Annotated in this window: 13 protein-coding genes and 1 riboswitch; of the genes, 8 read left to right on the forward strand and 5 right to left on the reverse strand. The window is 69.2% G+C overall.

Going from position 1 to position 12,476, the window contains the following annotated elements; genetic code table 11:
- Window positions 1-250: 250 nt before the first annotated feature.
- The 7 genes from ACFY3D_RS28615 (at window position 251) to ACFY3D_RS28645 (ending at window position 7,765) form a co-directional block, all read left to right on the forward strand.
- Window positions 251-1,477 carry a hypothetical protein gene (locus ACFY3D_RS28615; RefSeq protein WP_389984806.1) on the forward strand — a complete coding sequence of 409 codons (1,227 nt, stop codon included), beginning with the start codon at window positions 251-253 and terminating at the stop codon, window positions 1,475-1,477.
- Window positions 1,474-2,835 carry an MFS transporter gene (locus ACFY3D_RS28620; protein ID WP_389984809.1) on the forward strand — a complete coding sequence of 454 codons (1,362 nt, stop codon included), beginning with the start codon at window positions 1,474-1,476 and terminating at the stop codon, window positions 2,833-2,835. The genes ACFY3D_RS28615 and ACFY3D_RS28620 overlap by 4 nt, the downstream gene beginning before the upstream one ends.
- Window positions 2,836-2,904: 69 nt before the next feature.
- Window positions 2,905-3,609 (forward strand): SRPBCC domain-containing protein, encoded by a 705-nt coding sequence (locus ACFY3D_RS28625; protein ID WP_362766312.1) that lies wholly within the window; start codon window positions 2,905-2,907, stop codon window positions 3,607-3,609.
- Between the two features lie 10 nt (window positions 3,610-3,619).
- Window positions 3,620-4,201 carry a flavin reductase family protein gene (locus tag ACFY3D_RS28630; RefSeq protein ID WP_389984813.1) on the forward strand — a complete coding sequence of 194 codons (582 nt, stop codon included), beginning with the start codon at window positions 3,620-3,622 and terminating at the stop codon, window positions 4,199-4,201.
- Between the two features lie 129 nt (window positions 4,202-4,330).
- The gene (locus tag ACFY3D_RS28635; protein ID WP_362900058.1) at window positions 4,331-5,368 is read left to right on the forward strand and encodes an aldo/keto reductase family protein; all 1,038 of its coding nucleotides are present in this window, start codon (window positions 4,331-4,333) and stop codon (window positions 5,366-5,368) included.
- 1,045 nt (window positions 5,369-6,413) lie between these two features.
- On the forward strand, window positions 6,414-7,127 hold the full coding sequence (locus tag ACFY3D_RS28640) for an AfsR/SARP family transcriptional regulator (protein WP_362900060.1): 714 nt from the start codon (window positions 6,414-6,416) through the stop codon (window positions 7,125-7,127).
- A gap of 209 nt (window positions 7,128-7,336) precedes the next feature.
- The gene (locus ACFY3D_RS28645) at window positions 7,337-7,765 is read left to right on the forward strand and encodes a nuclear transport factor 2 family protein (protein WP_362900062.1); all 429 of its coding nucleotides are present in this window, start codon (window positions 7,337-7,339) and stop codon (window positions 7,763-7,765) included.
- A 34-nt stretch (window positions 7,766-7,799) separates the two neighbouring features.
- Here ACFY3D_RS28645 and ACFY3D_RS28650 read toward each other — a convergent pair whose 3' ends face one another.
- From ACFY3D_RS28650 to ACFY3D_RS28665, 4 genes are all read right to left on the reverse strand, one after another.
- Entirely contained in the window at window positions 7,800-8,774 is a 975-nt protein-coding gene (locus ACFY3D_RS28650) for a hypothetical protein (RefSeq protein WP_350949509.1), read from the reverse strand.
- 3 nt (window positions 8,775-8,777) lie between these two features.
- Window positions 8,778-8,914, reverse strand: a riboswitch (cyclic di-AMP (ydaO/yuaA leader).
- 72 nt (window positions 8,915-8,986) lie between these two features.
- The gene (galT, locus tag ACFY3D_RS28655) at window positions 8,987-10,066 is read right to left on the reverse strand and encodes a galactose-1-phosphate uridylyltransferase (protein ID WP_389984816.1); all 1,080 of its coding nucleotides are present in this window, start codon (window positions 10,064-10,066) and stop codon (window positions 8,987-8,989) included.
- Entirely contained in the window at window positions 10,063-10,863 is an 801-nt protein-coding gene (locus tag ACFY3D_RS28660; protein WP_389984819.1) for a DeoR/GlpR family DNA-binding transcription regulator, read from the reverse strand. Before ACFY3D_RS28660 ends, galT begins: the two co-directional genes overlap by 4 nt.
- Window positions 10,864-10,947: 84 nt before the next feature.
- Window positions 10,948-11,544, reverse strand: a complete 597-nt coding sequence (locus ACFY3D_RS28665; protein WP_389984822.1) for a metal-dependent phosphohydrolase — start codon at window positions 11,542-11,544, stop codon at window positions 10,948-10,950.
- A gap of 198 nt (window positions 11,545-11,742) precedes the next feature.
- Between ACFY3D_RS28665 and ACFY3D_RS28670 the strand changes: the two genes are divergently transcribed.
- Window positions 11,743-11,874 carry a hypothetical protein gene (locus tag ACFY3D_RS28670; protein WP_350949513.1) on the forward strand — a complete coding sequence of 44 codons (132 nt, stop codon included), beginning with the start codon at window positions 11,743-11,745 and terminating at the stop codon, window positions 11,872-11,874.
- A gap of 18 nt (window positions 11,875-11,892) precedes the next feature.
- Here the strand turns inward: ACFY3D_RS28670 and ACFY3D_RS28675 are convergent, their stop codons facing one another.
- Window positions 11,893-12,465: a TIGR03086 family metal-binding protein gene (locus ACFY3D_RS28675; protein WP_389984825.1), complete on the reverse strand. Its 573-nt coding sequence runs from the start codon at window positions 12,463-12,465 to the stop codon at window positions 11,893-11,895.
- Between the last annotated feature and the right edge of the window lie 11 nt (window positions 12,466-12,476).

Raw genomic sequence — 12,476 nt, forward strand, 5'->3', positions numbered from 1 at the left:
TCCGCCAGCAAGGAACAACCCCGAAAGGAGGTGTTTCAGATGCGGAGTGAGGTCTACGCCCCGAGCGAGGTGTACGCCCCCAGCGAGGTCTACGCGCCGAGCGAGGTGTACGCGCCCAGCGAGGTCTACTAATTCGGTGAATTGAACGCCGATATCTGGCGGGAGAGGATTTCATAAGTCTTCTCCCGCCTTTTAACCATACTTGACCATGTGATCGGCTGATCTGGAAAAGAGTGGGGCATTGGCGGGCTTGCACACGTATACGCGCGCGGACGACGTCGCGTGGGGGGATCTGGAGTTCCCGCCCGTGGTCGAGTTGGACACCGTCGGACTGCGGCGCAACTGGAGCGCCTGGTTCACGCTGACCTCCACGGTGGGCGGGCCGCTCTGCGCCGAGAGCACCCCCCTGTTGCTCGCCCTGCTGCGCGACGAGAACCAGGACGAACTGCTTCCGCACTGCTCCCTCATCCTGCAGGGAGACTCGCGGTCCTGGCTGGCGAGGCAGGCGAGGCAGGACGTGTTCCTGGGGGACTCGCCGGCGGACGTGGCGGCGAACACCGGCCTGGAACCGTGGCTGTTCCTCAGCCGCCAGATCGCCGAGTGGCCGCATCAGTCCGTACCACGGCGCGCGGTGCTCGTCAGGATCCTCACGCAGCTCGGGTTCTACCGGCTCGCGGCGGAGCTGACCGCCGGCGGCGCCGAGGGCACCCACCCCGCGGGCGACCACCTCGCCTACGAGACCGCGCGGGCGCTGCGCCAGCATCTGCGCGACTCCGCGGTGACGGAAGCCTTCGCCAGGCTCGCCACAGAGGGAGAACTGCCGGTACCGCGCGTGCTCTCGTGCACCCAGCTGATCTCGATCCTGTTGCGGGACAGGGGAGGCGAGCGCGGGAGCGACTACTGGATGGCGTACGGCCAGGAGCTGTTGCCCACCCTGAACGAGGTCGAGCCCTGGTCGCGCGCGCTCACGGTGAGCAGGTTCTGGCGGGCCGCGGCCTTTCACCGGATCACGGAGAAGGACGAGTACGGGGCGCGGGAGGCGATGGACGCGGCGTACGAGGCGGGTGCCGAGGCCGAGAGCCTCGCCGCCGACTCGCAGCAGTGGCACAGCGCCCGGGAGAACACCAGGCTGCTCCTGGACGTGACCGTGAAGGCGGGCACCATGCTCCACCCCGCAGAACACGTGGAACGGGCGGCCGAGCAGTTGTTGCGGCTGGACGGCAACGAGCCCTCCGCGCGCTACTTCGCCGGCGCCTGGTTCCAGCGCGAAGGCGACCTCAAGCGGGCGGCGGTGGAGTTCGAGCTCGGTGCCCAGGCGGGTGGTCTTCGGGGAGCCGGCGCGGCGTACAAGGCGGTGCTCTGCCGGCGGCGGCTGGGAGACGCGGACGGAGTCGCGCGCACCACTCGCCTGCTCTTCGAACTCGACCCCGCCGCGCTGCTCCCCGAGGACTCCACCCCGGAGGGCGTGAGCGCATGACGACGAGGGAGGTCCCGGGCGCCGGAGACCTACGGACCACGGCTGAACCGAAGGTCTCCGGCGCGCCACCGGGCGGGCACGGAGGGCGGCGCCTGGGCTCGAAGATCTCCAGCGGCCTCGGCCGCAACTTCTGGCTGCTCTGGGGAGGCTGGTCGGTCTCGAGCGTGGGAAACGGCCTGACCGTCACCGCGCTGCCGCTGCTGGCCGCCGACCTCACCAGCGATCCGGCGACGCTCTCCCTCGTCGGGATGGCGGACAAGCTTCCCTGGCTGCTGCTCGCCCTGATGGGAGGCGCGCTCGCCGACCGCTGGGACCGGCGCCGGGCGATGTGGGTGTCGGACGCCGTCCGGTGCGCGATCCTCATCGTCCTGTTCGTCGCGGTGCTCGGCGGCTGGGCCTCGATCCCGCTCCTCATGGTGATCGCCTTCAGCATCACGTCGATCGAGACCGTCTACGACAGCTCGCGCTCGGCGATCCTGCCGATGGCCGTCTCGCAGGACCGGGAGGCGCTTGAGCGGGCCAACAGCAGGCTGATGACCGCGAACACGGTCGCGCTGAAGTTCCTGGGGCCGGCGCTCGGCGGTGTGCTCTACACCGTGGGCCGTGCCGTACCTGTGGGCGTGGACGCCGTCAGCTTCGCCCTGAGCTCCCTCTTCTCGTTCCTCATGCGCGGCGATTTCCGCACCGACGGTGTCCGGGCGGCGACGGCGCCCGGCGCGAAACCCCGGCGCGCGATGCGCGAGGAGATCGGCGAGGGGGTGCGCTGGCTGGCCCGCCATCGCGTGCTCCGGGTGTTCACCCTGGTCGCGGGTCTCACCAACATGTGCACGGTCGGCCAGTTGGCGATGCTGGTGCTGTACGCCCGCCAGGTCATGCTGATCAGCGACGTGGCGTACGGTCTGCTGCTCGCCTCGGTCGCGGTCGGCAGCGTGACGGCGGGCTTCACGTGCCGGATGTTCACCCGCCGGCTGGGACCGGCGAGGTCCGCGCTCGGCGGGGCGATGCTGGGCGCGCTGGGCTTCGCGATCCTGGGGTTCACCGGTGAGGTCGCCTTCGTCGCCCTCGGCCTCGCCATCACCGGCTACACCGCGATGACCTGGAACGTCACGACCGTTTCGATCCGGCAGGCGATCGTCCCCAAGGAGCTGACCGGACGGGTGAGCAGCGTGAACAGGCTCGTGGCCTTCGGGCTGATGCCGGTCGGCATATTCCTGGCCGGTCAGATCGCGACCCACGCCGACCTGGAGACCGTTTACCGGGTGGGTGGACTGTTCGGGGCGGCCGTGTCGCTCATCGGACTGTTGACGCTTTCCAACGCCGCAGTCGAGAGGGCCCTGCACGAGGCGGGGGCCAAGTAGGCGATCGACCGGTGTACGGCTGAGCCCGTGCCCTCGTCGACGCGAATCCCAAGAATGGAGAACGGTGGCATGGCACTCGAAACATCGACGGCACGCGAGATCAAGGTGAGCCGGGAGCGCGTCTGGCAGGCCTGGACCGACCCCAAGGAGGTCCGCGCCTGGCTGAACCTGCACGACGCGAGCGTCCCGGTCGAGCCGGGTGATCCGCTTCGCTGGCACTTCAACCGGGGAGGGAGGGTCGACCTCGTCTTCACGGCGACGCTGCGCGAGGTCAACCCCGGTTTCTCGTGCTCCTACGACTGGGACGTGCCGGGGAACGACGAGCCGACCTCCGTGGAGGTGGAGTTCGTCCAGGTCGACGAGGACAGCACCGAGGTGAAGGTACGCCACTCGGGTTTCAGTGACTCGGTCCGCTCCCGGGTGGAGTTCGACGCCTACGACCACCACTGGTGGCACTACCTGGAGCGGCTCGCGGCCTACCTGGAGCACCGCCCGTTCCAGTTCCACAAGACGCTGACGCCGCCCAAGACGGGCATCATCCCGCTGGGGGTCACCCCGGAGACCGGGATGGTCGTGCAGGATGTGGCGATCAACTCCGCCGCCGAGTTCGTCGGGATCCAGCCCGGCGACGAGATCCACGCCATCGACGGCGTCACGCTCAAGGAGATGGAGGACTTCCACCGTTGGCTCGACGACGCGGTACCCGGGCAGAAGGCGACGTTCACCCTCCAGGACCGCACGGTCGAACTGGTGCTGCGTCCGTTCACGGCATGACGTCCCGACGATGATCAGCGTGGACGGCTTCCGGGCCGCACTCGCCCGGTTTCCCAGCGGCGTCACGGTCGTCACGGCCCGGGGGGAGCGGGAAGGCTCGCACGGTCTGACCGTGAGCGCCTTCTGCTCCGTCTCCGCCGAACCTCCGCTCGTCCTGGTCTGCCTGGCGCGGTCCGCACGCACGCTGCCCGCCATACGGGAGTCGGGACGCTTCGCGGTGAGCATGCTCCGCCAGCACCACGACGACGTGGCGCGCCTGTTCGCGACGACGGCCCTGGACAAGGTCAAGGGTGGATGGGGAGCACTCACCCGGGACGGCCCGCCGGTCGTCCCCGACGCGCTCTTCTCACTGGAGTGCACCGTGCACAGTGTGCTCACCGCGGGGGACCACGAGGTCGTCATCGGCGCGGTACAGGCGTACAGCGTGCGTGACGGTGCTCCGCTGATCTACTACAGGAGGGCCTTTCACCCTCTCGCCACCGTCTTCCCCGGAGGTCGCCCAGGCGACCCGTCCATCCCTCGGGACGACGCGCGTCCGGGCGAGGCGGGCGAGTTCAGAGGTGGGAACGCACACCGGAGCCGCGCGTCCTGACACGTCGGCGGATCGGCGCCCGCGCGACCGATCCGCCGTGCCGCGCGCGGAGCAGTATCGTGACCTTCATCCGAAAGGAGGATCGGGAAGACGGGCTCCTCGAAGGAGGGCGCCGCATCCTGACGACCAATGGAATATCGCCACCTCGGGCAGAGCGGCCTGATGATCAGTGAAGTCACCTTCGGAAACTGGCTCACCCACGGCGAACTGGTGGATCGGGACCAGGCGGTCGCGTGCATCCGGGCGGCACTCGACGCGGGCATCACCACCTTCGACACCGCCGACGTCTACGCGCGGGGAGCGGCCGAGGAGGTGCTGGGCGCCGCGCTCGACGGGGTGAGACGATCGTCGCTGGTCCTCGCCTCGAAGGTCTGCCTGCCCACCGGCGAGGGACCGAACGATCGTGGCCTGAGTCGCAAGCACGTCGTGGAATCCTGCGAGGCGTCCCTGCGCCGGCTGCGTACCGACTACCTCGACCTGTACCAGGCGCACCGTTTCGACGAGACGACCCCGTTGGAGGAGACGCTGATCGCCTTCGACGACCTGGTACGCCAGGGCAAGGTCCTCTACCTCGGCGTCTCCGAGTGGACGGCCCCGCAGATCGCGTCGGCGCTGGCCATCGCCGGCGAGCTCGGGCTGCGCAGCCGCATCGTCTCCAACCAGCCGCAGTACAACATGTTGTGGCGGGTCGTCGAACCGGAGATCGTCCCGCTGTGCCTGCGCGAGGGCATCGGCCAGCTGGCCTTCCAGCCGCTCGCGCAGGGGGTGCTGACCGGCAAGTACCGGCCGGGCCAGGAGCCGCCGGACGGGTCGCGGGGAACGGCCGGCGGGCGGGCTCCCACCTTCATCAGGAGGGTTCTGGGCACGACGCTCCTCGAACGTGTGCAGGCCCTGCTCCCGCTCGCGGGGGAGTGTGGCCTCTCGGCGGCCCAGCTCGCGATCGCCTGGGTGCTTCGGCAGCCGGGGGTCTCCTCGGTGGTCGCCGGTGCCACCAGGCCCGAACAGGTGACCGAGAACGCCTCGGCGTCCGGCAGGACGATCGACGACGCCGTCCTGAAGCGGGTGGACGAGGTGCTCGGGGACCTCGTCGACCGGGACCCCGCCAAGACCGCGAAAATGATGGCGGTGAAGCCGAGCTGGATGAAGGCCGATGCGGAGAACGGCTAACCGCGGGCGTCCGCGTGACCTCACCTCGTGACCTCACCGCGGTTCGCCGAGCCGGGGCGCGGAGGCAGCCCGAAGGCAGCTCGGGGGCAGCTCGGTGTCCGCCGGAAACGCCGGTTACGGACATGACGTTATGAAGACATAACGTCATGTCCGTAACTCGTGCGAGATATATCCGCTTATGACAACTTTTCAGCTTGAGGTAAAAGCCACAACTGTGTCCAGCATTTACGTATAATGGCCGGAAGCAGACAAGAGGTATGGGGGCTACCGGATGGCTGTGCGTTTTCATGTTCTCAGGCACGTTGAAATCACCGTGGACAGGCACATGGTCGGCTTGGGGCGCCGCCGGTGCGAGCGGTTCACGTTCATGTCGCCGCGCGTCCAGGAAGGGCACGCCACAGGGCGGCCGCGCGCGATCAATCGGGAGGATCGCCGCGCGAAGGGCGGTCACATCCCGCTCGTACGGACCTTGACCGGGAGCACAGGGCGGGATCCGGCCCTCGGCTGAAGCGGCCGCGCTCGCCGTAGTGGTGTGACCTGAGCCGCGCCGGAGCGCGCCCGCGATGGTCTCCCCAGGACCGTACGCGCTGTCAGGGGGCTCGCAGCGGGTCCCGTCCCGTCGCCCATGGGGCGAAGGCGGTTCACGACCCTCTTTCGGGTCCCCTTTCCGGGCCTTCCCATCGGGTGCGAGACCGGTGAGATCCGCGATTCACGTTTCCGGCCGAGCCACCGGCCACCCGTTCCGAGCGCGGCGGCACAGTTCCGCCCTGATCGAGGTGGCGCTTCGTCGAGACGTCGTACGCGCCTGTCATCGACCGACACCTCACGTTCCCGATCCGTGCGCGACCGTCGTTCCGTGACGGCATGCACGGCGGAGAAGACGACATTCCCATGAAGAGGCTGACGTCCCTTTCCCACCCGCGAAGGAAAACACATGTCGCCTAACACCCTCCCGGAGGGCGAGGTACAGTTCCACGTTCTCGGGGATCTGGCGGTTACCGTGAACGGCGTCGAAGTGCCGATGCCGGCCCAGAAACCGCGAAAGTTGTTGAGCATACTGCTCAGCAGAGCGGGGCAGTCGGTGCCCGTCGGGATCCTGTCGGATATTTTGTGGACCGAACAACCCAAGAATCCGCGGAAGGCGATGCAGGTCTACGTGTTCCGCCTCCGGCATGTTCTCGGCCACGACCGGATCCAGCAGCGGGGTGAGGGCTATGCGCTGGTCACGCATCCCGACGAACTCGATGTCCACAGGTTCGAGGCGCTCGCCAAACAGGCGCTGAACGCCATGCTCTCCTCCGACATAAAGGATCTGGCGCGCTGTTCGGCGGAGGCGCTCGACATGTGGCGCGGCAGGCCGTACGCGGACCTGGCGGAGAGCGCCGTCGCGGACCACGAGGTCAGCCGGCTGGAGGAACTGCGAACCTCACTGCTGGAGCTTCGCATCGGCGCGGACATCGGCCTCGGGAACCACTTCGAGACCATACCCGAGCTGCGCGGCCTGATCATGCGTTTCCCGTTCCACGAACGGTTCCGCACCCTGCTGATGCTCGCCCTCTACCGGACCGGTCGCCAAGGGGAGGCGCTGGAGGTGTTCCAGGAGACCATCGTGCTGCTCGACCGGGAGCTGGGAATCCTGCCGGGTCAGGAAATGAGCACGATGCACACGCGAATTCTGCAGTCCGACCCGTTCCTGATGTCCGTCGACGCCGTACTGGAATGTCTGGGAGAGGTCGGCCTGAAGGCCGCGCATCGGTGAACCAGGGGCCGGTGCCGTTGACGAGGGGTGCGGAGGGCTGGACGCGCCGCGATCCGGCGCGGTGCGCCGACCTGGCCGTCGCGCCCCGGTTCCGCAGACCTTCGGTGTGCCTTCGGGCGACGGGACACCTACCCCGGCGATAGTTGTGCCTCGTCCCTCGCCCCGTATCGTCCCCACCAGTGATCCCGACGGTGTGAGGAAGGATCGGCATGAGCGACGACGCGGTGCGACGCGTTTTCCGGACGGTCGACTCGTTCGACCCCGACGAGTTCGTGCGGTTGCTGGCCGAGGACGCCACGTTGGTGTTCGGCAACGCCGAGCCGATGGCGGGACGCGAGGCCATCGCCGCCGGGTTGCGGGACTTCTTCTCCACCATCGGCGGCCTGCGGCACAGGATCGTGCGGAACTGGCAGGTGGACGCCGACATCATCGCCGAGACCGAGGTGACCTACCGGCGGCTCGACGGCACGGACGTCGGCGTCGTGGCCGTATCGATCTGGCGCACCCGCGACGACGGCCTGATCTCTGACTACCGCATATTCGTCGACCTCGCCCCCCTCCAGGCGGGCGGGGGCGCCGTCGAGCCCGCGTCCACGGGCGCGGCGCCCACCTTCGCCCACGGGGGCGCCCAGGGGTGAGCCGCCGCTCACGCGACCGGACGCCCCCCGGAGATCAGTACATCGAGATGTGCGGATGGTCGAAGTGGTTGGCCGTGATGCCGCCTCGGTTCGACATGAACCTCCAGCCGGAGCCGTGGTTGATGCGCTGGCGCCAGATCACGTACTTCACGCCGAGTTTGGCCTTGTTCTTGATGGCCCAGGCGGCGATCTCGTCGCCGAGCGCGAGGTTGGCGGCCGTGGGCATCGCGCCACCGGCGCTCATCATGAAGTCGCAGGCACGGCCCAGAGGATGCTCGCCGCCGTCGTTGACGGCCCGGTAGCAGCCGACCGAGTACGGCAGGTTGAAGCGCCTCATGACGGCGTCGCGCATGATCCGGGTGCGGTCGGTGATGTTGTCGGCGCCGGTGGGCAGCTGCGGCGCCCAGCTGCCGTCGGCGCGACGGCCGGAACCGGTGGGGGCGAGCCGGTCGAGCTTGTTCTTCATGTCGCGGATCAGCTTCTCGGCCTTCTCGCGCTGCGCCTGCACCTCCTTGGCCTCGTCGCCGATCTCATCGGTGAGCGTGGCGGCCGTCTCGGCCGCCCGCTTCCTGCGTTCGATGCTGTTGACGAAGCCCTCCAGGTGGGCGGCCTGCTGGGCGGTGAGCTGCTCCATCACCGCGGCGGCGCCCATGTCGCCGGAGAACATCAGCGCGGGCAGCCCTCCGCCGCTGCTCTGGTAGCGCAACTGGACGATGGAGTCGACCTCCCGCTTGGCCTCGACGTAGGTCTTCTCGGCCTTTTCCAGGTTCTGCTTGGCGACGATCTCGGCCTTCTGCGCCATCTTGAGCGACTCGCGGGTGGCCGCGTAGGTCTCGATCAGCTTGTCGACCTGCTTGCCGAGCTTGGCCAGCTCGGCGCGGAGCTTGGCCTCGGTGGGCTTGGGGTCCGCGCTTCCGGCGGTGGGGGCGCCGATGGTGAACACGACGATCGAGCTCAGGCAGAGGGCCAGAGACGCACGCCGACGGAACGTGGGGGACGGGGCCGCCACGCACTCTCCTCTCCTTACGCCTACCGGGTTAGCTGACGGGTTCGGGCTGGAGGAAGCCCTTCCACCGAAGTGGTTTCACCCCAGGTGCGGTGGTTCCCCGGCTCCCGGGCAAGGTGCCCGGGATTAGGCAAATCAGCGTTTACAGCCGATGTGGGAAGGATAGTAGTGGTAAACAGCAGGTCATGCGACCTCAAGACGAGACCAAGCGGTAATCAGTTCGTGACAACAGAGCGCAGCAGTTGTGCTGTCGCCTCGGGCGACACGTCGTTCACGAAGGCGCCCATCGCCGACTCCGACCCGGCGAGGTATTTCAGCTTGTCCGGCGCGCGGCGGATGCTGAACAGCTCCATGTGCGCGTACGACAGATCGCGGCCGGTGGAGACCGGTGCCTGGTGCCAGGCCGCGACGTACGGCATGGGCACGCCGAAGATCCCGTCGAGGCGGCGGAGCACGTCGGTGTAGAGGGGGCCGAACGCCGCGCGTTCCCCGGCGTCCAGCGCGACCAGGTCGGGGACCCTGCGGTGCGGGTAGAGGTGGACCTCCACGGGCCAGCGCGCCGCGGCGGGGACGAAGGCCGTCCAGTGCTCGTTCGAGCCCACCACCCGGATCTCGGCCGCACGCTCCGCGGCCAGGACGTCGGCGAACAGGTTGCCGCCCGTCCGCCCCCTGTGGCGCTCGGCCGCCCCGAGGGTGAGCCTGGTGCGCGGGGTCACGTAGGGGTACGCGTAGATCTGGCCGTGCGGGTGGGCCAGGGTGATGCCGATCTCCGCCCCCCGGTTCTCGAAGCAGAAGACCTGCTCCACGCCGGGTGTCGCCGACAGCTCCGCCGTACGGTCGAGCCAGGCCTCCATGACCAGTTCGACCCGCTCGGGGGAGAGTCGCGAGAACGCGGAGTCGTGCTCGGAGGTGAAGCAGACCACCTCGCACCTGCCGACCCCCGGACGGACCTCGCTCAGCCCTCCGATCGGCCGGTGGTCGCCCGGCTGGGCGGAGAACGAGGGGAACCGGTTCTCGAAGACCACCACCTCGTAGTCGGAGGAGGGGACCTCGGTGAGATTGCCCGGAGTCGAGGGACAGAGCGGGCACTCGTTGGCGGGGGGCAGGAAGGTGCGGCCCTGGCGGTGCCCGGCCACCGCGATCCACTCCTCGGTGAGCGGGTCGTAGCGCAGCTCGGAGGCGGCGGGACGGGGCGGCAGGTCGCGCCGGTCGGGTGCCGTGCGGTCGGCGTCGTCGCGCCGGTCGAAGTAGAAAAGCTCCCGGCCGTCGGCCAGGTGGGTGATCGTACGCTTCATCGGCCGGCGATCTCGCTCTCGCGCTGGGGTTCGGTGATGATCATCTCGCCCACCGAGGCGGCGAGCTCCTCGCGGGCCTTCTCGGTCATGCCGGAGTCGGTGACCACGATGTGGGCCTCGGCCAGCTCGGCGATCGTGCTGATGCCGACCGTGCCCCACTTGGTGTGGTCGGCGAGCACCACCAGGCGGTGCGCGGAGGCGACCAGTTCGCGGTTGGTCTCGGCCTCGAGCAGGTTGGGGGTGGTGAATCCGGCGCGGATGCTCATACCGTGCACGCCGAGGAAGAGGGTGTCGACGTGCAGGCCGCGGATCGCCGAGACCGCGACCGGACCGACCAGCGCGTCGGAGGGGGTGCGGACCCCGCCGGTCAGCACGACCGTCTGGTCGGCCCTGGGGGAGCGGTGGAAGACGTCGGCGATTCGGATCGAGTTGGTGATCACGGTCAGCTCGGGCACGTCGACGAGGTGGTGGGCGAGCGTCCAGGTCGTGGTGCCCGCGGAGAGCGCGACGGCCGTGGCCGGCCGGACGAGCCGGGCGGCGTGCCGGGCGATCGCCTCCTTCTCCGCCTGCTGGCGCACCGACTTGGCGGCGAAACCCGGCTCTTCGGTCGAGCCGGGCCCGGCGGCGGTGGCGCCACCGTGGACCTTCTCCACCAGGCCGCGTTCGGAGAGCACCTCGAGGTCGCGCCGGATCGTCATGTCGGACACGCCGAGCTCCCGGACGAGATCGGCGACCCTGACCCCGCCGCTGCCGCGCACCCTTTCCAGGATCGCCTGCTGTCGCTGCTGGGCGAGCATCGCCTCACTCCCCTTAATCCATCAGATTCCACCAAAATACCACGACCAGGTGGGGGAGGTTGTTGGATTGTGGTGGCCGGCCGTTCACAGTCGATCAAGCTCCGCCGCGATGTTCGCCCTCGCCGCCCCCTCCAGATCGGCGACATGGAAGATCACCGGAAGATCGAGCAGCGAGCGCAGCACCGCGGCCCTTCCCGCCCTGAACACGTCGTCGGGGACGAAGCCGTACTCCTCGCGCACGGCCGCCGCGTAGGCGGCGTAGACGTCGGGGGAGGAGCCCAGGATCGCCAGGTCCGCGTCGGACAGCACGGCCCCGTCCGCGTCGCCGGACGCGGGTGCGTGCGTGACGGTCATCCTGACCAGCCGGGCGACCGTCGCCACATCCTCCGCGGGCACCCCCAGCTCCGGCAGCGCGCGCTCGGCCAGCCTCGCGCTCCGCTCCTCGTTGTCCGCGCGCCGCGGGTCGTAGACGGCGTCGTGGAACCAGGCAGCCATCCGTACCAGGTCCGGGTGCCCCGCGTGGTCGGCGAGGGCGTCGACATGGGTGAGCACCGCCTCCAGATGGGCGGTCGTGTGATACCTGCGGTGCGGCTCGTCGTACCGGGTGATCAGTTCGCGGCCGAGGGGGTCGGCCCCCGCGCCGACGAGGGATCGCCAGCGGGCCATCAGCTTCTCGCTCATGTGACGGAGCCTAGAGTCCGGTGACGGAGCCGGGAGTCCGGCCTGACAGGTGAGGAGCCCGGTCACGCGTCCATCCAACGGGTGGGGAACGTCAAGACGGGGGAAACGCCGGGGAAATACGGTCCGCTGGAGCCGGACGGATCGCCGTCCAGACCTTGCGCGACGGACGTTCCAGGAGGAATGTGAAGATCTGGGCGAGTGAGATCGAGTCCCGTACGGATCCGGAGGAACCTCGGCGAAGGGGTGGTCGGCATGGGCAGACGAGCACGCAAGGCCAGGGCGCGCAAGAAGCGCAGGGCCAACCACGGCCGGCGGCCGGCGGCGGGCTGACGGCACGCGCTCCGATGGTCAGGCGCGGCGGCCCCAGGAGGCGAGCAGCAGGGTCTGCGGGTCGGTGTCCGAGGGAGGCTGCGGGTGCTCCCCGGTGGCCGCGGCCTGCCGATAGCCGGGCTCGGCGTCGCTGAACCAGGTGGCGCAGGCCTGGACCAACTCGGGATCGAGACGCTCGTCGGCACCGATGGCGCGGGCCAGGTCCCACGTGTGGATGAGCGCGTCGGCGAACAGTTCGGTGATGTACTCCCGGCCGGACACGTCGCCGAACGGCAGGTGGACGAGGCGGCCGAGGGCGTGAACGCCTGTCGCCGCCTGGATGGCGGGTACGGCCGAGGTGTCGAAGGCCTTGATGGGATCGTCGCCCAGCAGGTCTCCGTCGAAGGCGTCGCCGACGTCCGCGGAGGTCCCCCCGGCCAGCAGCACGGGAGCCCACAGGTTCTCGCCGACCACGTGGTTGACGAGAGCACGCACGTCCCAGTCGACGCACGGGGTCGGGTTCTCCCACTGCTCGGGGCCGATCCGGTGGACAAGAGCGCCGAAGTCGTCCAGTGCGCGGTGGTAAGCCTCGGGTACGTCGATGGTCATCATGCCCCTCCCGA

Source organism: Streptosporangium sp. NPDC000509, assembly GCF_042898365.1.
Classification (GTDB): Bacteria; Actinomycetota; Actinomycetes; order Streptosporangiales; family Streptosporangiaceae; genus Streptosporangium.

Excerpts from the sequence above, each read along its gene's own strand:
- ACFY3D_RS28620 (WP_389984809.1), top strand. The coding sequence starts at position 1,474 with ATGACGACGAGGGAGGTCCCGGGCGCCGGAGACCTACGGACCACGGCT.
- ACFY3D_RS28625 (WP_362766312.1), top strand. The coding sequence starts at position 2,905 with ATGGCACTCGAAACATCGACGGCACGCGAGATCAAGGTGAGCCGGGAG.
- ACFY3D_RS28630 (WP_389984813.1), top strand. The coding sequence starts at position 3,620 with ATGATCAGCGTGGACGGCTTCCGGGCCGCACTCGCCCGGTTTCCCAGC.
- ACFY3D_RS28635 (WP_362900058.1), top strand. The coding sequence starts at position 4,331 with ATGGAATATCGCCACCTCGGGCAGAGCGGCCTGATGATCAGTGAAGTC.
- ACFY3D_RS28645 (WP_362900062.1), top strand. The coding sequence starts at position 7,337 with ATGAGCGACGACGCGGTGCGACGCGTTTTCCGGACGGTCGACTCGTTC.
- galT (WP_389984816.1), bottom strand. The coding sequence starts at position 10,066 with ATGAAGCGTACGATCACCCACCTGGCCGACGGCCGGGAGCTTTTCTAC.
- ACFY3D_RS28660 (WP_389984819.1), bottom strand. The coding sequence starts at position 10,863 with ATGCTCGCCCAGCAGCGACAGCAGGCGATCCTGGAAAGGGTGCGCGGC.
- ACFY3D_RS28665 (WP_389984822.1), bottom strand. The coding sequence starts at position 11,544 with ATGAGCGAGAAGCTGATGGCCCGCTGGCGATCCCTCGTCGGCGCGGGG.
- ACFY3D_RS28675 (WP_389984825.1), bottom strand. The coding sequence starts at position 12,465 with ATGATGACCATCGACGTACCCGAGGCTTACCACCGCGCACTGGACGAC.